Annotated in this window: 27 protein-coding genes, 1 tRNA gene and 1 riboswitch; of the genes, 9 read left to right on the top strand and 19 right to left on the bottom strand. The window is 69.3% G+C overall.

Translation table 11 applies throughout. From position 1 onward, the window contains the following. Nucleotides 1–54: 54 nt before the first annotated feature. Nucleotides 55–1,437, bottom strand: coding sequence for a DUF445 domain-containing protein (locus ACFYY1_RS00540; RefSeq protein WP_388578878.1), 1,383 nt, complete (start codon nt 1,435–1,437; stop codon nt 55–57). Between the two features lie 146 nt (nt 1,438–1,583). On the opposite strand from ACFYY1_RS00540, the gene ACFYY1_RS00535 reads away from it, so the two are divergent. Beyond that, nucleotides 1,584–2,846: a GDSL-type esterase/lipase family protein gene (locus tag ACFYY1_RS00535; protein ID WP_388578876.1), complete on the top strand. Its 1,263-nt coding sequence runs from the start codon at nt 1,584–1,586 to the stop codon at nt 2,844–2,846. Nucleotides 2,847–2,969: 123 nt separating this feature from the next. On the opposite strand, the gene ACFYY1_RS00530 is transcribed toward ACFYY1_RS00535, so the two are convergent. After that, nucleotides 2,970–3,575, bottom strand: coding sequence for a CGNR zinc finger domain-containing protein (locus ACFYY1_RS00530; RefSeq protein ID WP_388578873.1), 606 nt, complete (start codon nt 3,573–3,575; stop codon nt 2,970–2,972). Between the two features lie 160 nt (nt 3,576–3,735). Here ACFYY1_RS00530 and ACFYY1_RS00525 point away from each other — a divergent pair, with 160 nt between their 5' ends. Next, complete coding sequence (locus ACFYY1_RS00525) at nt 3,736–4,623, top strand: DMT family transporter (RefSeq protein ID WP_388578870.1); 888 nt, start codon at nt 3,736–3,738, stop codon at nt 4,621–4,623. A gap of 32 nt (nt 4,624–4,655) precedes the next feature. After that, nucleotides 4,656–4,862 carry a hypothetical protein gene (locus tag ACFYY1_RS00520; protein WP_388578868.1) on the top strand — a complete coding sequence of 69 codons (207 nt, stop codon included), beginning with the start codon at nt 4,656–4,658 and terminating at the stop codon, nt 4,860–4,862. 271 nt (nt 4,863–5,133) lie between these two features. Here the strand turns inward: ACFYY1_RS00520 and ACFYY1_RS00515 are convergent, their stop codons facing one another. The 4 genes from ACFYY1_RS00515 to ACFYY1_RS00500 form a co-directional block, all read right to left on the bottom strand. Next, nucleotides 5,134–5,853 (bottom strand): DUF1707 domain-containing protein, encoded by a 720-nt coding sequence (locus ACFYY1_RS00515; RefSeq protein ID WP_388578865.1) that lies wholly within the window; start codon nt 5,851–5,853, stop codon nt 5,134–5,136. Nucleotides 5,854–5,914: 61 nt separating this feature from the next. Then, complete coding sequence (locus ACFYY1_RS00510; protein ID WP_388578862.1) at nt 5,915–6,901, bottom strand: ATP-binding cassette domain-containing protein; 987 nt, start codon at nt 6,899–6,901, stop codon at nt 5,915–5,917. 32 nt (nt 6,902–6,933) lie between these two features. Then, nucleotides 6,934–7,839, bottom strand: coding sequence for an ABC transporter permease (locus ACFYY1_RS00505; RefSeq protein WP_388578859.1), 906 nt, complete (start codon nt 7,837–7,839; stop codon nt 6,934–6,936). Further along, nucleotides 7,832–8,632, bottom strand: coding sequence for an ABC transporter permease (locus ACFYY1_RS00500; RefSeq protein ID WP_388578856.1), 801 nt, complete (start codon nt 8,630–8,632; stop codon nt 7,832–7,834). The genes ACFYY1_RS00505 and ACFYY1_RS00500 overlap by 8 nt, the downstream gene beginning before the upstream one ends. A 191-nt stretch (nt 8,633–8,823) precedes the next feature. Here ACFYY1_RS00500 and ACFYY1_RS00495 point away from each other — a divergent pair, with 191 nt between their 5' ends. Continuing rightward, nucleotides 8,824–11,247 carry a transglycosylase domain-containing protein gene (locus ACFYY1_RS00495; RefSeq protein ID WP_388578853.1) on the top strand — a complete coding sequence of 808 codons (2,424 nt, stop codon included), beginning with the start codon at nt 8,824–8,826 and terminating at the stop codon, nt 11,245–11,247. Here ACFYY1_RS00495 and ACFYY1_RS00490 read toward each other — a convergent pair. The 3 genes from ACFYY1_RS00490 to ACFYY1_RS00480 form a co-directional block, all read right to left on the bottom strand. Beyond that, nucleotides 11,241–11,561: a multidrug efflux SMR transporter gene (locus ACFYY1_RS00490; protein WP_326765800.1), complete on the bottom strand. Its 321-nt coding sequence runs from the start codon at nt 11,559–11,561 to the stop codon at nt 11,241–11,243. The genes ACFYY1_RS00495 and ACFYY1_RS00490 overlap by 7 nt on opposite strands. Before the next feature lie 39 nt (nt 11,562–11,600). Next, nucleotides 11,601–11,666: riboswitch (guanidine-III (ykkC-III) riboswitch) on the bottom strand. Between the two features lie 59 nt (nt 11,667–11,725). After that, a complete protein-coding gene (locus ACFYY1_RS00485) occupies nt 11,726–12,064 on the bottom strand; it encodes a co-chaperone GroES (RefSeq protein WP_030923137.1) in 339 nt (112 codons plus the stop codon). Between the two features lie 60 nt (nt 12,065–12,124). After that, entirely contained in the window at nt 12,125–12,445 is a 321-nt protein-coding gene (locus ACFYY1_RS00480; RefSeq protein WP_388578849.1) for a DUF3618 domain-containing protein, read from the bottom strand. Nucleotides 12,446–12,585: 140 nt separating this feature from the next. On the opposite strand from ACFYY1_RS00480, the gene bcp reads away from it, so the two are divergent. Both bcp and ACFYY1_RS00470 read left to right on the top strand, forming a co-directional pair. Beyond that, nucleotides 12,586–13,053 carry a thioredoxin-dependent thiol peroxidase gene (gene bcp / locus ACFYY1_RS00475; protein ID WP_388578846.1) on the top strand — a complete coding sequence of 156 codons (468 nt, stop codon included), beginning with the start codon at nt 12,586–12,588 and terminating at the stop codon, nt 13,051–13,053. A 51-nt stretch (nt 13,054–13,104) separates the two neighbouring features. Continuing rightward, nucleotides 13,105–13,188: transfer RNA gene (locus ACFYY1_RS00470), tRNA-Leu, on the top strand. 54 nt (nt 13,189–13,242) lie between these two features. On the opposite strand, the gene rdgB is transcribed toward ACFYY1_RS00470, so the two are convergent. The 4 genes from rdgB to ACFYY1_RS00450 all read right to left on the bottom strand — a co-directional run bounded on the left by rdgB (nt 13,243) and on the right by ACFYY1_RS00450 (nt 15,515). Further along, nucleotides 13,243–13,851 (bottom strand): RdgB/HAM1 family non-canonical purine NTP pyrophosphatase, encoded by a 609-nt coding sequence (gene rdgB, locus ACFYY1_RS00465; protein WP_388578843.1) that lies wholly within the window; start codon nt 13,849–13,851, stop codon nt 13,243–13,245. 32 nt (nt 13,852–13,883) lie between these two features. Further along, on the bottom strand, nt 13,884–14,276 hold the full coding sequence (locus tag ACFYY1_RS00460; RefSeq protein ID WP_351257226.1) for a hypothetical protein: 393 nt from the start codon (nt 14,274–14,276) through the stop codon (nt 13,884–13,886). Nucleotides 14,277–14,378: 102 nt separating this feature from the next. Next, a complete protein-coding gene (gene rph / locus ACFYY1_RS00455; RefSeq protein WP_388578840.1) occupies nt 14,379–15,116 on the bottom strand; it encodes a ribonuclease PH in 738 nt (245 codons plus the stop codon). Between the two features lie 165 nt (nt 15,117–15,281). Then, nucleotides 15,282–15,515, bottom strand: a complete 234-nt coding sequence (locus ACFYY1_RS00450; RefSeq protein WP_014156020.1) for a glucose PTS transporter subunit EIIB — start codon at nt 15,513–15,515, stop codon at nt 15,282–15,284. A gap of 222 nt (nt 15,516–15,737) precedes the next feature. On the opposite strand from ACFYY1_RS00450, the gene ACFYY1_RS00445 reads away from it, so the two are divergent. Together ACFYY1_RS00445 and ACFYY1_RS00440 are read left to right on the top strand one after the other, a co-directional pair. Continuing rightward, nucleotides 15,738–17,048 carry a PTS transporter subunit EIIC gene (locus ACFYY1_RS00445; protein WP_388578837.1) on the top strand — a complete coding sequence of 437 codons (1,311 nt, stop codon included), beginning with the start codon at nt 15,738–15,740 and terminating at the stop codon, nt 17,046–17,048. Nucleotides 17,049–17,317: 269 nt separating this feature from the next. Continuing rightward, nucleotides 17,318–18,583: a PTS transporter subunit EIIC gene (locus ACFYY1_RS00440; RefSeq protein WP_388578835.1), complete on the top strand. Its 1,266-nt coding sequence runs from the start codon at nt 17,318–17,320 to the stop codon at nt 18,581–18,583. Nucleotides 18,584–18,693: 110 nt separating this feature from the next. Here ACFYY1_RS00440 and ACFYY1_RS00435 read toward each other — a convergent pair whose 3' ends face one another. Beyond that, nucleotides 18,694–19,446 (bottom strand): MBL fold metallo-hydrolase, encoded by a 753-nt coding sequence (locus tag ACFYY1_RS00435; RefSeq protein WP_388578831.1) that lies wholly within the window; start codon nt 19,444–19,446, stop codon nt 18,694–18,696. A 177-nt stretch (nt 19,447–19,623) separates the two neighbouring features. Here ACFYY1_RS00435 and ACFYY1_RS00430 point away from each other — a divergent pair, with 177 nt between their 5' ends. Continuing rightward, on the top strand, nt 19,624–20,136 hold the full coding sequence (locus ACFYY1_RS00430; protein ID WP_388578829.1) for a type II toxin-antitoxin system PemK/MazF family toxin: 513 nt from the start codon (nt 19,624–19,626) through the stop codon (nt 20,134–20,136). A 55-nt stretch (nt 20,137–20,191) separates the two neighbouring features. Here the strand turns inward: ACFYY1_RS00430 and ACFYY1_RS00425 are convergent, their stop codons facing one another. From ACFYY1_RS00425 to ACFYY1_RS00405, 5 genes are all read right to left on the bottom strand, one after another. Continuing rightward, nucleotides 20,192–21,142: a PLP-dependent cysteine synthase family protein gene (locus ACFYY1_RS00425; RefSeq protein ID WP_388578826.1), complete on the bottom strand. Its 951-nt coding sequence runs from the start codon at nt 21,140–21,142 to the stop codon at nt 20,192–20,194. Next, nucleotides 21,142–21,420 carry a MoaD/ThiS family protein gene (locus ACFYY1_RS00420; protein ID WP_266732627.1) on the bottom strand — a complete coding sequence of 93 codons (279 nt, stop codon included), beginning with the start codon at nt 21,418–21,420 and terminating at the stop codon, nt 21,142–21,144. Before ACFYY1_RS00420 ends, ACFYY1_RS00425 begins: the two co-directional genes overlap by 1 nt. A 105-nt stretch (nt 21,421–21,525) precedes the next feature. Next, nucleotides 21,526–21,651 (bottom strand): putative leader peptide, encoded by a 126-nt coding sequence (locus ACFYY1_RS00415; RefSeq protein ID WP_388578825.1) that lies wholly within the window; start codon nt 21,649–21,651, stop codon nt 21,526–21,528. 153 nt (nt 21,652–21,804) lie between these two features. Continuing rightward, nucleotides 21,805–22,236: a Mov34/MPN/PAD-1 family protein gene (locus ACFYY1_RS00410; protein ID WP_388578823.1), complete on the bottom strand. Its 432-nt coding sequence runs from the start codon at nt 22,234–22,236 to the stop codon at nt 21,805–21,807. 95 nt (nt 22,237–22,331) lie between these two features. Next, nucleotides 22,332–23,771 carry an amino acid permease gene (locus ACFYY1_RS00405; protein ID WP_388578820.1) on the bottom strand — a complete coding sequence of 480 codons (1,440 nt, stop codon included), beginning with the start codon at nt 23,769–23,771 and terminating at the stop codon, nt 22,332–22,334. Between the last annotated feature and the right edge of the window lie 391 nt (nt 23,772–24,162).

The following is a 24,162-nucleotide window of genomic DNA, read 5'->3' as shown; positions in this document are numbered from 1 at the left end:
CGCATGAGGGCGGGGGCTCCGAAGAGCCCCCGCCCTGCTGCTGTCCGGGCTCCGCTACGCGCCCAGCGCCCACGACACCGTGTAGATCAGCAGGCCTGCCAGCGCACCCACCACCGTGCCGTTGATCCGGATGAACTGGAGGTCGCGGCCGATGTGCGCCTCGATCTTCTTCGACGTCTGGTCCGCGTCCCAGCTCGCGACCGTGTCACTGATCAGCGAGGTGATCTCCGCGCGGTAGGTCGTGACGACATAGACCGCCGCGTCCTCCAGCCAGCCGTCCAGCTTCGCCTGCAGCCGGCCGTCCGTCGCCAGCCGCGCCCCCAGCGACATCAGTGAGGCCCGCGCCCGCAGCCGCAGCTCGCTCTGCTCGTCCTCCGCCGCCGCGATGATCATCGTGCGCACCGACGACCAGGCCGAGGCGATGACGTCCTGGACCTCACCGCGCCCCAGGATCTCCGACTTCAGCCGCTCCACCCGGGCCCGGGTGTCCGAGTCCGTCTGGAGGTCCGCCGCGAAGTCCGTCAGGAACGTGTCGATCGAGGCACGCGCCGGGTGCCCCGGCATGTCCCGCATCTCCGTGACGAACCGCAGCAGCTCCTTGTAGACCCGCTCCCCGACCCGCTTGTCGACGAACCGCGGCGTCCACCCCGGGGCCCCGCCCTGCACCGCGTCCATCACCGAGTCGCCGTGCAGCACCAGCCAGTCGTGGGCGCGTACGCAGATCAGGTCCACCACCCTGCGGTGGCCGCCGTCGGCGACGATCTTGTCCAGCATCTTGCCGAGGCCGGGACCGATCTCCGCCGCGTCGGCCCGCCGGGTGATCGCCTCCCCCACCACGGCCTGCACATCCGAATCCCGCAGCACCTTCAGCGCCCCGCGCAACGCGGTCGACAGCTCGGCGGTGACCCGGTCCGCATGATCCGGCTCGGCCAGCCACGCACCGACCCGGCGGCCGACACCGAGCGCGTGGATCCGGCCCCGCACGACATCGCCGGAGAGAAAATTCTCGCCGACGAAGGAACCCAGGGACGCCCCGAGCTGGTCCTTCTTGGTGGGGATAATGGCGGTGTGCGGGATCGGCAGGCCGAGCGGACGCTTGAACAGCGCCGTGACGGCGAACCAGTCGGCCAGCGCACCGACCATCCCCGCCTCGGCGGCCGCGGCGACGAAGCCCGGCCAACCGCCCACACCTGCGTTCTTCGCCCAGGTGGCCAGTACGTACACGAGCGCGACCAGCAGAAGGAGGCCCGTGGCCGTGGTCTTCATCCGGCGCACCCCGCGCCGCTTCTCCTCGTCGGCCGCCGTGTACGCGAACGAGGCGAGCGGGGCCGGACGGCCACCGGCCCCCGGGCGGGCCGCACCCGCCGCCCGTCCCCCGACACGCTCCTGCTGCCGCGCAGCCTCTTCCCCGGCTCCGGTCCGGTCGATCCGTTCCATCCGCTCCACCCGTCCGCGTACGCCTCGCCCCCGGTGTCCCGTACGCATTGTCCCTACCTGACCTACTCCCGGGCCGCACGTCGAGTTCCCGACGCCCTGCCCCATCATGGGACCAGTCCAATTGATCATGAGGAGACACACCGCCCATGCCCAGGCGCCAGGGGTACGCCCTGCTCATCGCCCTCGTGGCGGGCACCGCCGCGCTCGCCGCCGCCGTGGCGTTCACCGGCTCCCTGCTGTTCTCCGGCACCAGCACCGGCACCGGCACCCGGCCGAAGGAGGGGGCCGTACCCGACCCGCGGTCCGTGGCCCGTACGCCCGCCGCACCCGCGCACTCCACCGGCCTCTGGGCCGCCACCTGGACCGCGGCCCCCGTCACCGGGGTGCCCGACTCCTACAACAGCAGCGCCCTCAACCGCCGCACCGTCCGTAACGTCGTGCACACCAGCATCGGCGGCGACGCGGCCCGCATCACCCTCTCCAACGCCTTCGGCACCCGTCCGCTGGTGATGGACCGCGTCACCGTGAACACCCGCCCGGTGACCTTCGCCGGCGCCTCCACCGTGACCGTGGCGGCCGGCGGGCAGATCGTCAGCGACCCCGTCACCGTCCCGGTCCCCGCCGACTCCGATCTCGTCGTCACCCTGCGCACGCCCACCGCCCAGGGTCCCGTCACCGTCCACGAGCGCGGCCACCAGACCTCGTACGTGGACACCGCCTGGGGCACCCGGCGGACCGACGGCTGGCGCTACCTCACCGCCGTCGAAGTGCACACCCGGACCGCCGCCGGAACGATCGCCGTGATCGGCGACTCCCTCACCGCGGGCACCGGCTCCTCCCTCGACACGAACAGCCGCTGGCCCGACGTGCTCGCCGACCGGCTCGGCGGCCGGTACGGGGTGGCCAACGCGGGCATCGCGGGCAACCGCGTCCTGCGCGACGGACGCGGCGTACGGGCGAGCGCCCGCTTCGACCGCGACGTACTGGACGTCGCCGGAGTGAAGACCGTCGTCATCGCACTCGGCATCAACGATGTGCAGCAGTCCCCGCAGGAGACCGACCCGCAGCGCATCGCGGACGGCCTGCGCTCCCTGACCCTGCGCGCCCACGCCCGCGGACTCCGGGTCGTCGGGGCGACACTGATGCCGTACGAGGGGTACGCCACCTGGACGCCCAGGAGCAACGACGTACGGGAGCGGGTCAACGCGCTGATCCGGGCGGGCGGGATCTTCGACTCCGTCATCGACTTCGACGCGGCGGCCCGTGACCCCTACCGCCCGACGCGGCTCCTGCCGGCCTACGACAGCGGCGACCACCTCCACCTGAACGACGCGGGGTACCGGCAGCTGGGCTCGACGGTGGACCTGACGACACTGGTGCACGAGCAGCCCGCGTCCGACCAGCTCTGACCTGCCCTGACCTGCCCTGACCACCTACCCTGACCTGCTCTGACCTGCTCTGATGGCGGGCAGACCGCGGGAGCGGCGGGGGACGCCGTCCTGATCGCCAGGTGTGCCGGGCGGGCAGGTCGGCTACGAGTCGCTGCTGGAACCGGCGTGGTTGCCGAACGTGCGGTTCCCGGCCGGCTCCCGGCGGACTCGCCCTGTCCTCTGCGTAGTTGAACCCTGGTGCCGTTCGCGGTGGCGTGCCACGGCGTCGTTGTTGGCGCAGCGCACGGAGCAGTAGGCACGTCGCCCGTTGCGGGAGGTGTCGACAAATGCCAGTTCACACTCGCGGCGGGCACAACGCCCGAGCCGCTCGGCGCCGGCGGAACACACGACGTAGGCGAGCCCGGCCGCGGTGATGGCGCGGATGTGGTCGGCCGCGTCGGCGCCGATCGCGCTGTAGTGCAGGTGGGGGTTGCCGTCGTGCAGGGAGATGCGGGGACTGCTGGAGGCGTCGGCGAGAAGCGCGTTGACCGCCTGGCACCGCTCTTCCAGGTCCTGCCGCCCGAAGCATGAGGCCAGACCCCGGCTCCATGTCCAGACCGCCTCGGTTTGCGCGGCGGTGAGCGTGCGGTGCACCACGCCATGTGCGGCGAGCAGTGGTTCCAGGTGCTCGGGGCGTGGTGGTGCGGTCAGGTTGACCAGGTCCGCGGCCAGCCGGGCGGCCTCGCCTCCGTAATGGTTGAAGTGCATAGAGCTATTACACCATCGTGTGTCGTCCGAACCGTATTGGTGCGTGGCGGCAGGCCGGACGGCCGGCGCCGTTGTCACGGCGGCCCGGTCACGCCGGCCAGGGATGAGGACACCGATGAGTGCAGCAGCGAAGGTTCCCCGCCCGCCGTGGCAGGGCGCCGTGACGGCACCGGCGTTGATGCTGGCCCAAATCGTCAGCCTTCAAGCAGGTTCGGCCGTGGCCAAGGGGGCGTATGCGACAGTCGGCCCCGCGGCGCTGGCCGGAATGCGACTGGCTTTCGCGGCCGCGATCCTGTGGGCGCTGGCACGGCCGCGCCTCGGGAAGGTCACGGCTGTGCAGTGGAGGGCGGCCATCTCGCTCGGGCTGGTCCTCGCGGCCATGAACCTGGCCTACTTCCAGGCCATCAGCAAGCTGCCGATCGGGGTGGCCGCGACCCTGGAACTGCTCGGGCCTCTCACCTTGTCGATCGCCCTGTCCCGTCGGCTTGAGCACCTCGCGGTGGCCGTGCCGGCGCTCGTGGGCGTGCTCCTGCTGGCCTCCCCGGATTCCTCGCTCTCCGTCGCAGGGCTCCTGCTGGGAGGTGCCGCCGCAGTGTGCCGGGCCGGGTATGTCGTCCTGAGCCGGCGTGTGGGGCGCCTGTTCCCCGACTGGACGGGCCTGACCCTGGCGCTGGCCTGTGGCGCCTGCGTGCTGACGCCGATCGCGGTCGTCACGGACGGTGGCGGTATCCAGGCCCACCCTGCCGTCCTCGGCACCGGTCTCCTGGTGGCGCTTCTGTCGTCCCTGATCCCGTACGCACTGGACATGACGGTCCTGCGGCGCATCGACATGCGCACGTTCGGGGTGCTGCTCGCGCTGAGTCCCGCAGTGGCGGGAGCAGTCGGTTTCATCCTGCTGCACGAGCAGCTCGCAGCACGTCAACTGTGTGCCATGGCACTGATAGTTCTGGCCGGCGCCGGGGCAGTTCGCCGTGCCGCCCGGGGTGCCGGACCTGCCGATCGCCGCAGGGATCGTCCAGCTCGGGCCGACGGTCGATGTAATGGTTGAAGTGTCTTGGAGCATGACGCCATGTTGGTGGCATGACTCCCGCATCCACGGTCATACCGCCGGGCGACCGCTGCCCCGTCTGCCACGAATCGACTCCGGAGGAGACGGAGTGGTGGACGCTGAGGTCCCACCACCCCACGTCCGAAGGCGAGGTCGAGTACTGCGTCGGCAACTGCGGCTGCCTTGCCGTCCTGGTCGACGGCGAGATGGTCAAGAGCCTCGCCGCAAACCGTCGGTGATCCGGCGCCGAGGCCCCGTCGAACGGTGCCACTCACCGTCGGCACCGGACGGTGTCGCCCCATCGACGGCAGGGCTTCGGCGCAGTCGAGCGGGCCGCGATGCAAGCGCGCGCTCCGCGAGGTGCTCAAGTGCCGGCCGGGCGACCTGCTGCGCCGGGAGGCCGAAGACGCCGCGGACGGATGACGCGCCCCGGGGCGAGCGCGAGAACGTCCGGCACCATCGATCCGTGACACGGCACGTGGACGGCCGCCGAGTACCCCCAACGGCCGCTCAGTCCGACGGACCCTTCTCCAGCCGACCGCGACCGCGTCCGCTCCCGCGCTCCCCGTCCAGCTCCCGCTGCCGGTCCCGCAGCCGCTCCAGCTCCGCGTCCCGCAGCCGCTGCTTCTCCGCCTTGCTCCGCTTACGCTCCACACCGACGCCGCCCATCAGCGCGAGCCCGGTGATCCGCACCCGCGGGGAGTCCGGCGACGGGACCCCGTCGTCCTTCGAGCGCTCCCCGAAGCCGCCCATGATGCCGATCCCCCGGACCTCGACATTCAGCTCCGGCGGAACCGTCACCTGCATGCCGCCCATGAGCGCGAAACAGCGGATGACCACCTCGCGGTCCTCGAAGTTCGCCTCCCGCAGATCGATCTCACCGCCGCCCCACATCGCGAACGCGGTGAACTTCCGGCCCACCGTCCAGTTCCCCCGGCGCCCGAACCCGCCCCAGATCGCGAACGCGCCGCTCGACGTGGCGGGCTTGCCGATCCGGTCCGCCCACCGCTTCTGCGACCCGGTGGTCCGCGCCGGAGCCGCCCCCACCGGGGCCACCTCGGCGCCCGGTGCGGGAAGATCCCGCACCAGCGGCTCCAACTCCCCATGCGTACGCGCCTTGTAGGCCGCTTCGAGCCGCTGATCGAACTCAGCCATATCCAGCCGGCCCTCGGCAACCGCCTCGCGCAGGGTCTCGGCGACACGCTCACGCTCGGAATCGGAAGCACGCATTTCCGGAAGGTCACTTGTCATACCGCGAAGCCTATTGAACGTCCCCGCCCCCGTCCCAGCCCTACATGCCGGTGGCCGACTCATACATCTTCGCGATCACCGCCTCGATGTCCGGCTCCCGCACCGACAGGTCGACCAACGGGTAGTCCGCGGCGATCCGCGCGACCAGCGGAGCGGCCGACTCCGAGGCCGGGAAGGCCAGCCACTGCCGCGGACCCTCCACCTTGACCGTGCGGACCGAGGGCGCCGACTCCAGCCGGATCGGCGGCAGTTGGTGCTCCAGATCGACCACCAGTGTCCGCTCGCTCTCGCCCACCTCATGCAGACCGGCGAGCGCCCCGTCGTACATCAGCCGGCCGTGGTCGATCACCATCACACGCTTGCAGAGCTGCTCGATGTCCGTCAGATCATGGGTCGTGAGCAGCACCGTCGTACCGCGTTCGGCGTTCAGATCCCGCAGGAAACCACGGACCTTGGACTTGGAGACCACATCCAGACCGATCGTCGGCTCGTCCAGATACAACACCTCGGGATCGTGCAGCAGCGCCGCCGCGATGTCACCGCGCATCCGCTGCCCCAACGACAGCTGCCGCACCGGAACGTCCAACAGCTCGCCCAGATCGAGGAGTTCGACACAGCGCTCCAGGTTCTCCCGGTACCGCGCGTCGGGAATCCGGTACATCCGGTGCATCAGCCGGTACGAGTCGCGCAGCGGCAGATCCCACCACAACGTGGTGCGCTGGCCGAACACCACACCGATCCGGTGCGCCAGCCTCGTACGCTCCCGCGAAGGGTCGATGCCCGCCACCCGCAGCCGGCCACCGCTCGGGGTGAGGATGCCGGTCAGCATCTTGATCGTGGTCGACTTCCCGGCACCGTTGGGACCGATGTAACCGACCATCTCGCCGCGCGCGACACGGAAACTGATCGAATCGACCGCCCGCACCTGCCGGCGTTCGCTGCGCATGAATCCGGTCCTGCGACGCACGTCGAAGACCTTCTCCACCTGGTCGAGCTCGATGAAGCCGGAGGGGTTTTCCGCGTCCATGTCCGATGCCCTGTCCCGTTCGTAGTCATGGTTCAACTTCCTGTGCTGCGGTACGCACGCAGCCCCGCGCGCCAGCCCAGACCGGCCGGCAGCCAGCACAGACCCGCCACCACCGGCGGCAGGAACGCCGCCCAGACCGGCAGGTCCAGCGGATAGTCCCGGCCCAGCACATACAGCGAGGGCAGCCAGTTCACGAAGGCCAGCGGCACCACGAACGTCACCCCGCGCACCAGGTCCTTCGCGAAGACCGACGGCGGGTACTGGAGCAGTGTGTTCCCGCCGTACGTGAAGGCGTTCTGCACCTGCGAGGCGTCCTGCGCGACGAACTGGAACGCCGCTCCCGCCACGAACAGCGCCCCGAAGATCGCCGCCCCGCTCAGCAGCATCATCGGCATCATGGCCACCTTCAGCGGCGTCCACTCGATGTCCAGCGCCACCAGCGCGTACCCCAGCACCAGCACCCCCTGGATCACCCGCCCCAGCCTGCGCAGCGCGAACCGGTCCGCCGCCACCTGGGCGAGCACCGGGACCGGCCGCACCAGCAGCGTGTCCAGCGTGCCGTCGCGCACCCGCGCGCCCAGCCGGTCCATCGACCCCAGCAACAGGTCGGCGAGACCGAACGCGGTGCCCGCCACCCCGTACAGCAGGGCGATCTCGGGCAGTGTGTAGCCGCCCAGCCGGTCCACGTGCGAGAACATCAGCAGGATCGAGACGAAGTCGAAGGCGGTCGCCGCGAAGTTCCCGAACGCCGTCATGGCGAACGAGGCGCGGTACGCCATCGTCGAGCGCAGCCACATCATCACGATCAGCCCGTACGCCCTGACCCCCTCGACGAACCGGGGCCGCTCGGCGAACACCACATCGGGCCAGTCCGCGGGACGACCGCCGGGTCCGTCCGCCGCCCCGGCCACCTCCACCGCACCCGTCGTGTCAGCCACCCTGGACCACCACCCTTCGCGTCGCCACCGACTGCACCATCCGTCCCACCAGCAGCAACGCCAGCGCCCAGCCGGCCTGGAAGGCGTACGCCCCCACCAGCTCCCAGCCCGGGTACTTGCCCAGGAACACATCGGCCGGCACCTGGAGCAGCGACGACCACGGCAGCGCCCGCGCGACGTCCCCCAGCACCCCGGGGAACAGCGTCAGCGGAAGCAGCATCCCGGAGAAGAACATCCCGGCCAGCCAGGACATCTGCGCCACCCCCGCCCCGTCCAGCAGCCAGAACGCGGACAGCGCCACCAGATAGCGGATCGCGAAACTGACCACGACGCCGAGCCCCACCGAGACCAGGAAGGCCACCCAGACCCCCGGCGAGGAAGGCAGCGCCAGATCGAAAGCGAGCGCTCCCACCAGCATCGGCACGATGCCCCGCCCCAGCAGATGGAACGCGGCCCGGCCCAGATCGCCCGCCAGCCACCACAGTTGGAGATCGACCGGCCGGTAGAGATCGACCGCGACGTCGCCGGTCCTGATCCGCTCGATCAGCTCGTCCTCGAAACCGCCGCCCATCATGGAACAGGTCATCAGCAGCGCCTGCCCCAGCCAGACATAGCTGAGCGCCTGGGACATGTCGTAACCACCGAGCTGCGGCCGCTCGTCCCACAACGCCACATAGGTGTACGCGAGGATGAACCCGAAGACGGTGTTGGTGAAGACTCCGGCCGCCGTGGCGGTCCGGTAGGTGGCGAAGCGCCGGAACTGTCCCGCCGCCACCACTGCGTAGAGCCGCACCGCGCACACCCCCCATCGTCGGGTGCCCAACGGCTTTGGACACCAAAGCGCAAGACCCTAGTCCAGCGAGAACGGCCGCCGCGACCGCTTTTCGGGGGCGATCCGGGGTCGATCCAGGGTGAATCCGGCGCTTATTCCCCAGAAAAGGGCACTATGGGGGAACTGACCGCGGCCGAGGAGTCTGCACGGACATGAGCGACGACCCACAGCAGCCGAGCGGGGAGAACGAACCCCGGGGCTGGGCTCCCAGGGACCCGGCCGCCCACAACCCCGAGACACCCGGGCAACCCGAACGCCCCGAGCAGCCCAGACGTCCCAAGCGCACCGGATGGCGCCGCGCCATCCCCACCTGGCGCATGGTCCTCGGCGCCGTCCTCTTCGTCGCCCTGCTCCTGATCGGCGGCTTCATCGCCGGCTACCAACTCGTCGACATCCCGCCCGCCAACGCCAGCGCCACACTCCAGTCCAACGTCTACCTCTACAAGGACGGCAGCGTCATCGCCCGCTCCGGCGAGGTCAACCGGGAGAACATCCAGCTCGCCCAGGTCCCGCTCACCGTCCAGCGCGCCGTCCTCGCCGCCGAGGACCGCGACTTCTACTCCGAACGGGCCGTCGACCTCAAGGCCATGGCCCGCGCCGCCTTCAACACCCTCACCGGCAAGGGCAAACAGGGCGGCTCGACGATCACCCAGCAGTACGTCAAGAACTACTACCTGGGCCAGGAACAGACCCTCGTCCGCAAGGCCAAGGAGTTCTTCATCGCGGTCAAGCTCAACCGCGAGGAGTCCAAGGACCAGATCTTCGAGGGCTACCTCAACACCAGCTACTTCGGCCGCAACGCCTACGGCATCCAGGCCGCCGCCCAGGCCTACTACTCCAAGGACATCGGCGAGATCACCACCGCCGAGGGCGCCTACCTCGCCTCCCTGCTCAACGCCCCCAGCGCGTACGACATCGTCGTCCACCCCCAGAACAAGGCCGCCGCCCTCGCACGCTGGAACTACGTACTCGACGGCATGGTCAAGGAGAAATGGCTCGGCCCGGCCGAACGCGCCGCCATGAAATTCCCCGTACCCGGCAAGGTCAAGCCCTCCACCGGCCTCTCCGGACAGCGCGGCTACATCGTCCAGGCCGTCGAGGACTACCTCACCGGCAACGACGTCATCGACGAGGACACCCTCGCCACCGGCGGCTACCGGATCACCACCACCCTGGAGAAGAAGAAACAGAACGCCCTCGTCAAGGCCGTCGACGACAACGTCATGTCCCAGACCAGCCCCGACCGCGAGGCCGACCGCAACGTCCGCGTCGGCGGCGCCTCCATCGACCCCGGCACCGGCCGCGTCGTCGCCATGTACGGCGGCGTCGACTACACCAAGCAGTACGTGAACAACGCGACCCGCCGCGACTACCAGGTCGGCTCCACCTTCAAACCCTTCGTCTTCACCTCCGCCGTCGCCAACCGCTCCACCACCCAGGACGGCCGACGCATCACCCCCCGCACCATCTACGACGGCACCAACAAACGCATGGTCCAGGGCCCCGACGGCCCCACCGGCTACGCCCCCGCCAACGAGGACGACATCAGCTACGGGCCCATCACCGTCTCCGTCGCCACCGACAAGTCCGTCAACGCCGTCTACGCCCAGATGGCCGAGGACGTCGGCCCCGCCAAGGTCAAGCAGACCGCCATCGACCTCGGCCTTCCCAAGAACACCCCCGACCTCACCGCGTACCCGTCCAACGCCCTCGGCGTCGCCACCGCCAGCGTCCTCGACATGACCGAGGCGTACGCCACCCTCGCCAACCACGGCCGGCACCGGGCGTACGTCCTCGTCGACCGGATCACCAAGGACGGCGAGAACCTCGACCTCCCCGACGGCGGACACACCGAGCAGGCGGTCAGCCGCGAAGCCGCCGACACCACGACCTCGATCCTCCGGAGCGTCGTGGAGCGCGGCTCCGGCACCGCCGCCCAGGCCGCCGGCCGCCCCGCCGCCGGCAAGACCGGCACCGCCGAGGAGGACAAGGCGGCCTGGTTCGCCGGCTACACCCCCGACCTCGCCACTGTCGTCGCCGTCATGGGCCAGGACCCCGAGACCGGCGTACAGAAACCGCTGTACGGGGCACTCGGACTCGCCCGCATCAACGGCGGCGGCGCCCCCGCCCAGACCTGGGCCCAGTACACCGAGGCCGCCCTGCGGTCCACCACGGCCACGGACTTCGACCTCGAACTCGAAAGCGGCGCCGAGGAACCCGCCCCGCCCACCGACGAGGAAACCAGCCCCGAGGGCACCGGAACCCCCTCCGAGAGCACTTCCAGCACCACCCCGCCCAGCACCCCCGGCACCACCCCGCCCAGCAGCCCGACGATCCCCGGCAGCAGCGAACCGGCCACCGGAGGCACCGACACCGGCAGCCCGACCGACGGCACCACGGGCAACGGCGGCGCACAGAACGGCGGCGGCGAAAACGGCGGCCCACGCGGCGGCGACAACGGCGGCGGAGGCCCGGGCGGGTACAACGGCGGCGAGGGTCCGGGCGGCCACAACGGTGCCAGGAGCGGCAACGAACTCCTCCCCGGCCCCCGGGCCACCCCCGCCCCGAGTCAGTGACCCGAGGTCGCCTTCAGCCCCACGACGGCTACCAGCAGCAGACAGACGAAGAAGATCCGGGCGGCGGTCACCGGCTCGTTCAGCACCACCATGCCCAGCACCGCCGCACCGGCCGCACCGATCCCGACCCACACCCCGTACGCCGTACCGATCGGCAGCGTCTTGGCCGCATGGGACAGCAACACCATGCTCGCCACGATCCCGAGGCCCGTGAACACGCTCGGCCAGAGCCGGGTGAACCCCTCGGTGTACTTCATCCCGATCGACCAGGCCACTTCCAGCAGACCGGCGACAACCAGCAGAACCCAGGCCATGACGGCACCTCCGACAAGACAGAACACGCGGACAGAACGGGTGCGTCGTCTTTTCAGAACCCGGTACGGCGCGTCTCGTCGGGGGTCACCCCACCGTAGCAAAGAACATGTAAAAGGCCTGGTGACGCCGGTCACCAGGCCAAGCACACAGCTATGGACAGGGGCTACAGATAGAGCCCGGTCGAATCCACCGACCCCTCGAACCGGTCCGCCGCCACCGCGTGCAGATCCCGCTCGCGCATCAGCACGTACGCCACCCCGCGCACCTCGACCTCCGCACGGTCCTCGGGGTCGTACAGCACCCGGTCGCCCGGCTCCACCGTCCGCACGTTCTGGCCCACCGCGACCACCACGGCCCAGGCCAGCCGACGGCCGACCGCCGCCGTCGCCGGAATCAGGATGCCGCCACCGGAACGCCGCTCGCCCTCGGGCGTATCGGACCGGACCAGCACACGGTCGTGCAGCATGCGGATGGGCAGCTTGTCGTCGGTGTTCTCGCTCACGCCCCGCAACCTACCTGTCCGTCGCGCCCGCACGCCCCTCAGGGGTGCACGGACCGCGCGTCAGCCCTTCCGGCGCCGCTTCGACGCCACGACCAGACCCACGACACCCACCGCGAGCAGCGCCGCCGGGATCACCCGCTCCAGACGCGGGGCCCCGTCCTCGGACACGAACTGTGCCTTCACGTCCGACACCGCCCGGTTCACCGCGACGAACGCCCGCCCGGCCGTCCGGTCCACGGCCTCCGCGGCCTTTGCCTTCATGTCACCCATGATCGTATCCGGGTGCACCCGCACCCCGATCTCATCGAGCACCACCGCAAGCTGCTCACGCCTGCTGATGATGTCCGCCTCGATCTGCGCAGGGGTCCTGGCATCCGACACTGCGCCGCCTCCGTGGTCGTCGTCCGGTAAACCTTCATCGAAACCTTCATCGACAGTCTGTCAGCTCGACCGCCCGCGCACCCGGCGGCACCCCTATTACGCTCGGTCCCGTACACCCCACGTGCCACCCGAGGAGAACCATGAGCGAGCGACTCCAGCCCGGCGACACCGCCCCCGCCTTCACCCTGCCCGACGCCGACGGCAACGAGATCTCGCTCGCCGACCACAAGGGCCGCAAGGTCATCGTCTACTTCTACCCGGCCGCCCTCACCCCCGGCTGCACCAAGCAGGCCTGCGACTTCACCGACAACCTGGAGCTGCTCACCGGCGCCGGGTACGACGTCATCGGCGTCTCCCCCGACAAGCCCGAGAAGCTCGCCAAGTTCCGCGAGAAGGAGAACCTCAAGGTCACCCTGGTCGGCGACCCGTCCAAGGAGACCCTTGAGGCGTACGGCGCCTTCGGCGAGAAGAAGCTCTACGGCAAAACGGTGACGGGCGTCATCCGCTCCACGATCGTCGTGGACGAGGAGGGCAAGGTCGAACACGCCCTCTACAACGTCAAGGCCACCGGCCACGTCGCCAAGATCATCAGGGACCTCGGCATCTGACCCCGTACCGGCCGGCCCGCGGGAGCACCCCGGTAGCATGTCTTTCGACTGGCGGCGGTGGTGCAATGGCGACACAGCAGACTTAGGATCTGTGGCCCGTGAAACGGCTTGAGGGTTCGAATCCCTTCCGCCGCACAGTAAACGGCCTGCGAATCAAGGGACTTGATTCGCAGGCCGTTCTCATACCCGTTACGCCTGGTCCACCAGCTCCCGCACCACCGGCACCAACGCCCGGAACGCCTTGCCCCGGTGGCTGATCGCGTTCTTCTCCGCCGGGGTCAGTTCCGCGCAGGTGCGGGTGTCGCCCTCGGGCTGGAGGATCGGGTCGTAGCCGAAGCCGTTGGTGCCGGACGGGGTGTGGCGCAGGGTGCCCGGCAGGCGGCCCTCGACCACGCGTTCCGTGCCGTCGGGGAGGGCGAGGGCGGCCGCGCAGGCGAAGTGGGCGGCGCGGTGGGCCTCGTCGATGTCGGAGAGCTGGGCCAGGAGCAGGTCGAGATTGGCCTTGTCGTCGCCGTGGGTGCCGGCCCAGCGGGCGGAGAAGATGCCGGGGGCGCCGCCGAGGACGTCCACGCAGAGGCCGGAGTCGTCGGCGATGGCCGGGTGGCCGGTGGCCCTGGCCAGGGCGTGGGCCTTGAGCAGGGCGTTCTCGGCGAAGGTGACGCCGGTTTCCTTGACGTCGGGGACGTGCGGGTACGCGTCCGCGCCGACGAGCTCATGGCTGAGGCCGGCGTCGGCGAGGATCGCGTGGAGTTCGGTGATCTTCCCGGCGTTGCGGGTGGCGAGGATGAGGCGGGTCATGCCACCCAGTATCGGGGGTGGTCAGGGGGTGGTCAGGGGGTGCAGACCTTGCCGATCTCCGTGGCCGCGTCGGTGACCGGGGTGATGTCGGGGGTGGCGTCGCCCTTGTCGATGGAGTCGCGGACGTTGCCGACGCCCGCCTGGAGGTCGTCGACGGCCTTGCTGAGGTCGGCGTTGTCGGTCTTGTCGCCGAGGTTGCCGAGTTCCTTCTCGATCTCGTCGAGGGCTTCGGAGGCCTGGGTGGGGTCGCCGGCCGCGTTGGAGACGGCCTGCTGGAGGTTGTCGACGCTGGTGGCGATGGCGTCGGCGGTGCGGACGCAGTCCAGTGCCTTGTCGACGGCGCCGCAGCCGGACGCGGCGGTGAGGGCGAGGGCGGTCAGGGTCAGCGCGACGGTGATGCGGCGGTGGCGGGTGGCCTTGGCCATGGTGCGGTTCCTCCCCGGATGCGGATACGCGGACGGGCGCACGGTTCGACCCGTGCGCCCGTGTTCGTAACGACGCTCTGCGGTGCGTACTTGGTTGCTTCTTTACTCGCCCAGGGTGCGGGCGAGCGCCTCGTGCTGGATGACGGTGAGGTCCGCGCAGCCGGCCGTGGCGAGGTCGAGGAGGGCGCCGAGCTCCTTGCGGTCGAAGGGGGTGGCCTCGGCGGTGCCCTGGACCTCGACGAAGCGGCCGTCGCCGGTGCAGACGACGTTCATGTCGGTCTCGGCGCGGACGTCCTCCTCGTAGCAGAGGTCGAGGAGGGGGGTGCCGTCGACGATGCCGACGCTGATCGCGGAGACGGTGTCGGTCAGCGGCTTGCGGCCGTGCTTGACGATCTTCTTGTGCTGGGCCCAGGTGACGGCGTCGGCGAGGGCGACGTAGGCGCCGGTGATGGCGGCGGTGCGGGTGCCGCCGTCGGCCTGGAGGACGTCGCAGTCCAGGACGATGGTGTTCTCGCCGAGGGCCTTGTAGTCGATGACGGCGCGCAGGGAGCGGCCGATGAGGCGGCTGATCTCGTGGGTGCGGCCGCCGATCTTGCCGCGTACGGATTCGCGGTCGCCGCGGGTGTTGGTGGAGCGGGGCAGCATGGAGTATTCGGCGGTGACCCAGCCTTCGCCGCTGCCCTTGCGCCAGCGCGGGACGCCTTCGGTGACGGAGGCGGTGCAGAAGACCTTGGTGTCGCCGAAGGCGATGAGTACGGATCCTTCGGCGTGCTTGCTCCATCCGCGTTCGATGGTGACCGGGCGGAGCTGTTCGGGGGTGCGGCCGTCGATACGAGACATGGCGTCGACTTTATCGGGTGCGGCGGTGGCGTCCGTTCGAGTGCGTCGCGAGGTCTGTTCGGATGCGCCACAGGCCCCGTCCGGGTGGGCGGGGCCTGTACGGTGCCGGGCGGCCGGTTCGGCGGAGGGCCGGGCGGCGGGCTCAGCGGTGGGCTGGGTGGCCGGTCACATCATGTCTTCGATGTCGGCGGCGATGGGGTCGGCGTCGGTGCCGATGACGACCTGGATCGCGGTGCCCATCTTGACGACGCCGTGGGCCCCGGCGGCCTTGAGCGCGGCTTCGTCGACCTTGCTCGGGTCGTGGACCTCGGTGCGGAGGCGGGTGATGCAGCCTTCGATCTCGTCGATGTTCTCGATACCGCCGAGCCCGGCGACGATCTTCTCAGCCTTGCTGGCCATGGCCTTCTCCCTGGTTCTTCACATGCGTGCGACGGCCCACCCTGGGTCCGTTTCGTCACCGTAACGCACGTTTGGCCCAGCTTCGCGAGCGGGTGGCTGGACCGTCCCGAATGATGACGATCATCGGTGCCCTGTCTTCCAGGCGGGTTACGCACCGTACCTCAACTGGTCTACACCACTCTGCAACGACCGCCGAACATGCCCTGTTCCAGGAGGATGCCGATGAGTTCGAGCAGCGCCGCAGTGCCACAGAAGACGTGGTGGAACGGCTTCTTCCAGGGCCTCCAGAAGATGGGCCGCAGCCTCCAGCTGCCGATCGCCGTCCTGCCCGCGGCCGGCATCCTCAACCGGTTGGGCCAGCCGGACGTATTCGGCGACGAGGGTCTGGGCTGGACCAACATCGCCAAGGTGTTCGCGGCGGCGGGCGGTGCGCTGCTCGACTCGGGGCTCGGCCTTCCGCTGCTGTTCTGCGTCGGTGTCGCGATCGGCATGGCGAAGAAGTCGGACGGCTCGACCGCACTCGCCGCGGTGGCCGGTTTCCTGGTCTATTACGCGGTGCTGCACGCCTTCCCGGTGGACTGCGCCCCGGGTTCGACGTTCACCTCGGGCGGCACCTGGTTCGGTACCTGCGTGACCGGCGACGCCAAGGTCACGGCGGCCGCGTACCAGAACCCCGGGGTGTTCGGCGGCATCGTGATGGGGCTGCTGTCGGCCTGGTTCTGGCAGCGGTACCACCGGGTCAAGCTGGTGGACTGGCTGGGCTTCTTCAACGGCCGGCGGCTCGTCCCGATCATCATGGCGTTCGTCGGCCTGCTCTTCGCGGGCCTGTGCGCGTGGCTGTGGCAGCCGATCGGTGACGGTCTGACCAGCTTCTCCAAGTGGCTGGTGGACCTGGACTGGGTGGGTTCGGGCATCTTCGGTCTCGCCAACCGGGCGCTGCTGGTCATCGGCCTCCACCAGTTCCTGAACACCTTCGTCTGGTTCCAGTTCGGCGACTTCACCAAGCCGGACGGCACGGTCGTGCACGGTGACATCAACCGGTTCCTGGCGGGCGATCCGACGGCCGGCCAGTTCACCTCGGGCTTCTTCCCGATCATGATGTTCGCCCTGCCAGCGGCGGCGCTGGCGATCTACCACTGCGCCAAGCCGCATCGCCGGAAGGCGGTCGGCGGCATGATGCTCTCGGTCGGCCTGACATCGTTCGTGACGGGCATCACCGAGCCGATCGAGTACTCGTTCCTCTTCGTCGCACCGCTGCTGTACGGGATCCACGCGGTACTCACCGGCGTCTCGATGGCGGTGACATGGGCGCTCGGCGTGAAGGACGGCTTCAGCTTCTCGGCGGGTCTGATCGACTACGTCATCAACTGGAGCCTGGCGACGAAACCATGGCTGATCATTCCGATCGGGCTGGCGTTCGCCGCCGTGTATTACGCGATCTTCCGGATCGCGATCACCAAGTTCAACCTCCAGACACCGGGCCGCGAGCCCGACGAACTGGAGGCGGAGATCGAGAGGAACCTCACGAAGTAGCACGTCGGGCGGGCTTCTGGCCCGTCCGGAGCAGCCCCCGAAGGCCCTCGGACCCATGTGGTCCGGGGGTCTTCGCCATGTCACCGAGCGTTGATGATTGCTCATGCGAAGTAGTCGGAATTTGCAGGTTCCTTATCTCACGCTCACCGTGCTACAACTGGTCTACACCACTGAGTGGTCCAGACCACGCGGCGCTCTGCCGCGTTCTTCGAGTCGCCGCATCCCCCCGTCAACGACCTGGGCGGCGCCTTGTCCAATGGAGGAAGTTGATGTCCACGGCAGACACCGCACCCGCGGTCACCCGGAAGAAGGGTGCCGGCGTGATGTCGGTCATGCAGCGCATCGGCCGCAGCCTCATGCTGCCGGTCGCGGTGCTGCCCGCGGCCGCACTGCTGGTGCGCCTCGGCAACGACGACATGCTCGGCAGGGCCTCGTTCCCGGACTTCGTCACCAAGATCGCGAGCTTCATGGCCGCGGGCGGCAACGCGATCCTCGACAACATGGCGCTGCTGTTCGCCGTCGGCATCGCGATCGGCTTCGCCAAGAAGTCGGACGGTTCGACCGCGCTCGCCGCCGTCACCGGCTACCTGGTCTTCCAGAAGGTGCTCGCCACCTTCACCGACAGCAACCTTCCCCAGGTCGCGACGGTGGTCGACGGCAAGGTGGTCATGACGGACGCCCCCGTGGACGCCAAGGTCCTGGGCGGTGTGGTGATGGGCATCGTCGTCGCGCTGCTCTACCAGAAGTTCTACCGGACGAAGCTGCCCGCCTGGGCCGGCTTCTTCGGCGGCCGCCGCCTGGTCCCGATCCTCTCCGCCTTCGCGGGCCTGGTCATCGGCATCGTCTTCGGTTACATCTGGCCGGTCCTCGGCACCGGCCTGCACAACTTCGGCGAGTGGCTGGTCGGTTCCGGCGCCGTCGGCGCGGGCATCTTCGGTGTCGCCAACCGTGCGCTGATCCCGGTCGGCATGCACCACCTGCTGAACTCGTTCCCGTGGTTCCAGGCCGGTGAGTTCCACGGCAAGAGCGGCGACATCAACCGCTTCCTGGCCGGTGACCCGACGGCCGGACAGTTCATGACCGGCTTCTTCCCGATCATGATGTTCGCCCTCCCGGCCGCGTGCCTCGCGATCGTGCACTGCGCCCGCCCGGAGCGCCGCAAGGTCGTCGGCGGCATGATGTTCTCGCTCGCGCTCACCGCGTTCGTGACCGGTGTCACCGAGCCGATCGAGTTCACCTTCATGTTCATCGCCCCGGTGCTGTACGCGATCCACGCGGTGCTCACCGGTGTCTCCATGGCTCTGACCTGGGGTCTCGGCATGAAGGACGGCTTCGGCTTCTCCGCGGGCGCCGTCGACTTCTTCCTGAACCTCGGCATCGCGAGCAAGCCGTGGATGCTGGTGCTGGTCGGCCTCTGCTTCGCGGCGGTCTACTACGCGGTCTTCCGCTTCGCGATCACCAGGTTCAACCTGCCGACTCCGGGTCGTGAGTCGGACGAGGAGCTCGCCGAGCTCCTCAAGGCCGAGGCGAAGTAACCCTCGCCTCCCGCCGCACGAGCACGACGAAGCCCTCACCTCCCACGGCGGGAGGTGAGGGCTTCGTCATGTCCGCGACGCCGCACACGGGGCGGGTCCGGACGAAGGCCCTAGATCTCGTACACCGCGCCCGGCACCGCGACCTCCGCCGGTCCGTCGAAGACCACGCGGGCGTCGGCCAGGTTGCGGTCGGCGTCGGTCCACGGCGGGATGTGGGTCAGGACGAGGCGGCCCACGCCGGCGCGGGCCGCGATCTCGCCCGCCTCTCGGCCGTTGAGGTGGAGGTCCGGGATGTCCTCCTTGCCGTGGATGAACGATGCTTCACACAGGAACAGGTCGACACCCTCGGCCAGTTCGTCCAGGGCCTCGCAGGTCCCCGTGTCGCCGGAGTACGCCAGCGAGCTGCCGCCGTGCTCGATCCGGATCCCGAAGGTGTCGACGGGGTGGCAGAGCTTCTCCGTACGGACCGAGAAGGGGCCGATCTCGAACGATCCCGGCTTCAGCGTGTGGAAGTCGAAGACCTCGCTCATCGCGTGCTCGGACGGGGTGTCGGCGTGCGCGGTGGTCAGCCGCTGTTCGGTGCCTTCGGGTCCGTAGACCGGGAGGGGGGCGGGGCGTCCGCCGTCGTGCCGGTAGTAGCGGACGACGAAGTACGCGCACATGTCGATGCAGTGGTCGGAATGGAGGTGACTGAGGAAAATGGCGTCGAGGTCGTAGAGACCGACATGGCGCTGCAGCTCGCCGAGGGCGCCATTGCCCATGTCGAGGAGCAGCCTGAAGCCGTCGGCCTCCACGAGGTAGCTCGAACATGCCGATCCCGCGGACGGGAACGAGCCGGAGCAGCCGACGACGGTGAGCTTCATGGAGCGTGAACCTCCGAGACGTGGGAACGGGGAGGGTTCGTGCGGTCTGTTGAGCGGTTCGTCGAGCGTAAGGCGCGAAACAGTCGGTCGCTCCTCCACGGCCGTCCGTTGTGGGGGAACTCACCTGCTCTGTCACCGGTTCGATGGAAGCGGTGGTGACGCCGGTACGGTCGGGACATGGACATGTCCTGGTGGTGGATCGCGCTCGTTCTTGTCGTGCTGCTCGCGCTCGTCTCGGCGGTCGCCGATGGGCGGGGGCGGGGCGGTCGCCGGCCCCGTGGAGGTTCTGGCAGGTCGGCGGGGGCGGGGTCGCGTTCCGGTGGGCGTCCGGGCGGTCGGACGCGTCCGCCGGCGGGGCCCGGTCGTGGTCCGGGGCCGGAGCACCAGCCGCGGCCGGGTGAGATCTGGTGGGCGGAGGTGCCGTACGAGGACGGGCCGGGGGCGAAGGACCGGCCGTGCCTGGTGCTGTCGGTACGGGGTGACTCGGTGCTCGTCGTGAAGATCACCAGCAAGCATCACGAGGAGCGGCCCGGGGTGATCGCGCTGCCCGCGGGAACGGTGGGGGATGCGCGGGGCCGGGCGAGCTTCCTGGAGACGGACGAGCTGCGGGAGGTGGCCGTGCGCGGGTTCCGGCGGCGGGTGGGCGTCGTGGACGCGGGGGTGTGGGAGCGGGTGCGGGAGCTGGGATGAGCCGGGGTGGGGTGCGCCCTGGTTCGGGCGCACCCCGACCGGAGGCCGCCGGGGCCTATGCCCAGAGCTGGCCGTGGAGTGTCTCGATGGCCGCTTCCGTCGTCGGGGCCGTGTAGACGCCGGTCGACAGGTACTTCCAGCCGCCGTCCGCGACGACGAAGACGATGTCGGCCGGCTCCCCCGCCTTGACGGCCTTGTTTCCCACGCCGATCGCCGCGTGGAGTGCGGCGCCGGTGGAGACGCCCGCGAAGATGCCCTCCTGCTGGAGGAGTTCGCGGGTGCGGGTGACCGCGTCCGCCGAACCGACGGAGTAGCGGGTGGTGAGGACGGAGGCGTCGTAGAGCTCGGGGACGAAGCCCTCGTCAAGGTTGCGGAGCCCGTAGACCAGGTCGTCGTAGCGCGGCTCGGCGGCGACGATCTTGATGTCCGGCTTGTGTTCGCGCAGGTAGCGGCCTACGCCCATGAGCGTCCCGGTGGTGCCGAGGCCGGCCACGAAGTGGGTGACGGACGGGAGGTCGGTGAGGATCTCCGGTCCGGTGGTGGCGTAGTGGGCGCCCGCGTTGTCCGGGTTTCCGTACTGGTAGAGCATGACCCAGTCGGGGTGCTCGGCGGCCAGTTCCTTGGCGACGCGGACCGCGGTGTTGGAGCCGCCCGCCGCCGGGGAGGAGATGATCTCGGCGCCCCACATGGCGAGCAGGTCGCGTCGTTCCTGGGAGGTGTTCTCGGGCATGACGCACACGATGCGGTAGCCCTTGAGCTTGGCCGCCATGGCGAGCGAGATGCCGGTGTTGCCGCTGGTGGGCTCCAGGATGGTGCAGCCGGGGGTCAACCGGCCGTCCTTCTCCGCCTGTTCGACCATGTGGAGCGCGGGGCGGTCCTTGATCGAGCCGGTGGGGTTGCGGTCCTCCAGCTTGGCCCAGATGCGGACGTCGTCCGAGGGTGACAGCCGCGGCAGGCGGACGAGCGGGGTGTTGCCCACCGCGGCGAGCGGGCTGTCGTACCTCATCAGTTCATGCCGCCGGCGACGGCCGGGAGGATGGTGACGTTGTCGCCGTCGCTGAGCTTGGTGGAGATGCCGTCGAGGAAGCGGACGTCCTCGTCGTTGAGGTAGACGTTCACGAAGCGGCGGAGCTGGTCGCCGTCGACGATGCGTTCGCGGATGCCGTTGTGGCGGCTCTCCAGGTCCGTGAAGAGGTCGGCGAGGGTCGCTCCGTTGCCCTCGACGGCCTTGGCGCCGTCGGTGTAGGTGCGGAGGATGGTCGGGATGCGGACCTCGATGGCCATGGCGTGGGCTCCTGTCGGAAGCGGAGAGGTGGCGTGGGGCGCGCGGCTGAGCCCCCGCGCGGGGGTTGGTGCGTACGTGAGGTGTTCTCGGGCCGCGGGCCCGGCTCAGGCCTTGCGGCCGGCGGGCAGGCAGCACGTACAGATCGCGCTGGAGAGCCTGCACAGGTCGACGTGCAGGCGCGCGACGAGCAGCATGCCCGGCGTCTTGTCGCTCACGTCATGGACAACCATGCGGTCATCGTATCGATTCCCGGTCCGTAATCCCGAGTGTGATCTCACCTGGTGGATGCTTGGTGTTCGACAGGTGGACGGGACCGTGGTGAGCGCGGTCCCGTCCGGCCACCGGCCAGGGGTCGGGGAGGGGTCGGGCGAGGTCGGGCGGGGTCAGGCGGGTTCGTACGCCTCGACGACCTCGACGTCCTCCTCGGTGATCTCGCCGTCCACGATGCGGTACGAGCGGAACTGGAAGGGGCCCGCGTCGTCGGTGTCCGCGGTGGAGACGAGGACGTAGTGGGCGCCGGGCTCGTTGGCGTAGGTGACGTCGGTGCGGGAGGGGTAGGCCTCGGTCGCGGTGTGGGAGTGGTAGACGATCACCGGCTCCTCGTCGCGGTCGTCCATCTCGCGGTAGAGCTTGAGGAGGTCGGCCGAGTCGAACTCGTAGAACGTGGGTGAGCGGGCGGCGTTGAGCATCGGGATGAACCGCTCGGGGCGGCTGGTCCCGGCCGGGCCCGCGACCACGCCGCACGCCTCGTCGGGGTGGTCGGCGCGGGAGTGCGCGACGATCTGGTCGTAGAGCGCCTGGGTGATGGTCAGCATTTCGCCAGGATAGGCATGCGGGCCCCGTCGTACCGAGGCGTGGTACGACGGGGCCCGCATCGTGGACATGGCCGCTGAATCCGCAGGTCGGCGGCTCAGTTCTTCGCGAAGGCCTTGTTCTCGGGGTTGCGGGCCCTGAGAACCACGTACGAGATGCCGAGGAGCGCGGCCCAGAGCGGGGCGCAGTACAGCGAGATCCTGGTGTCCTTGTCGATGCCCATCATCACGATGACCATGGCGATGAAGGCCAGCGCGAAGAGGCTGGTGAACGGGGCGCCGGGGGCCCGGAAGGTGGACTGCGGGAGCACACCGCGGCGGGCGAGGAACCAGTAGCGGATCTGGCAGATCAGGATCATGATCCAGGCCCACATGCCGGAGATGGTGGCGAACGAGACGACGTAGGTGAAGGCGTCACCGGGCCACTGGTAGTTGATCCAGACGCCGACGAGCATCAGGGCGGCGGAGAAGGTGGTGCCGATGAGCGGGGTGCCGCTCCTGGTGAGCCGGGTGAAGAACTTCGGGCCCTGTCCGTTGAGGGCGAGGTCGCGCAGCATGCGGCCGGTGGAGTACATGCCGGAGTTGCAGGAGGAGAGCGCGGCGGTCAGGACGACGAAGTTGACGATGCCCGCGCCGAGGCCGAGGCCCATCTTGTCGAAGGCTTCGACGAACGGGGAGACGTCCGGCGAGAACTCGGTCCAGGGGACCACCGAGAGGATCATGATCAGGGCGCCGACGTAGAAGACGGCGATGCGCCACGGCACGGTGTTGATGGCCTTGGGCAGGACGGTCTTGGGGTCCTTGGACTCGCCCGCGGTGACGCCGACGAGTTCGACGGCGAGGAAGGCGAACATCACGATCTGCAGGGTCATCAGGGTGCCCGTGATGCCGTGCGGGAAGAAGCCGCCGTCGGACCAGAGGTGGGTGACGGACGCGGTGTCCCCGGCGTCGGAGAAGCCGAGGGTGAGAATTCCGGCGCAGATGAGGATCATGCCGACGATGGCGGTGACCTTGACCATCGAGAACCAGAATTCGAGTTCACCGAAGAGTTTCACCGAGATCAGGTTCACCCCGTACAGGATGAACGTGAAGACCAGTGCGGAAATCCATTGCGGGATTTCGAACCAGAACGTCATGTACTGGGCTGCGGCGGTGACTTCGGTGATTCCGGTGACGACCCAGAACAGCCAGTAGGTCCAGCCGGTGACGAATCCCGCGAAGGGGCCGATGAATTCACGGGCGTACTCGGAGAAGGAGCCCGAGACCGGCCGGTACATGAGGAGTTCGCCCAGGGCCCGCATGATGAAGAAGATCACCAGGCCCGCGACGGCATAGGCCAGGATGAGGCTGGGTCCGGCCTTGGAGATCGCCTTTCCCGCACCCAGGAAGAGTCCGGTGCCGATGGCTCCGCCGATGGCGATCATCTGGATCTGACGGGCACCGAGGGCCCGCTGGTATCCCTCGCCGGCCACTTCGGCGTCCGCGACCTCTACGGCCTGCCCGCCACTGTTTCCTTCGTCGATCTGCGCCGATTTCATGTGCTGCGCCTTTCTCCACGCCGATCCGCGCCGTTGAGGCTGCGGATCAGGTCCTGATCCCCCCGGATATGGATGGAGTGCCGCCGGTGGTGGCCGGCTCGTGGCGCCCTCGGGAACAGGGGTGGCGTCCCCGAGTGGTCGTGAAGATTTATCACGGCCACCCGGGCACGCCATCGGGCGTTATGTGGTGCACACCACAGTAAAAAGCGGACAAGAGTTTCCTGCCGCAGCAAAAAGGCCATTCGGGTGACGCGATCGTTATTCGGATTTGAGCGTCCGTTGAGCGAACACCCGACGCGTCGCCGGGGCGTCGCACGGGATCACCACGGCATCACCGCGGCATCACCACGGAACGGCTACTGCCCCCCGCAGCCACGGCTGCGGCTGCGGC

Source organism: Streptomyces sp. NPDC001890 (genome assembly GCF_042891445.1).
In the GTDB taxonomy this organism is placed as follows: Bacteria; Actinomycetota; Actinomycetes; order Streptomycetales; family Streptomycetaceae; genus Streptomyces.
The sequence above is the reverse complement of the archived record's forward strand: the minus strand, read 5'-3'. Positions and strand labels throughout refer to the sequence as shown.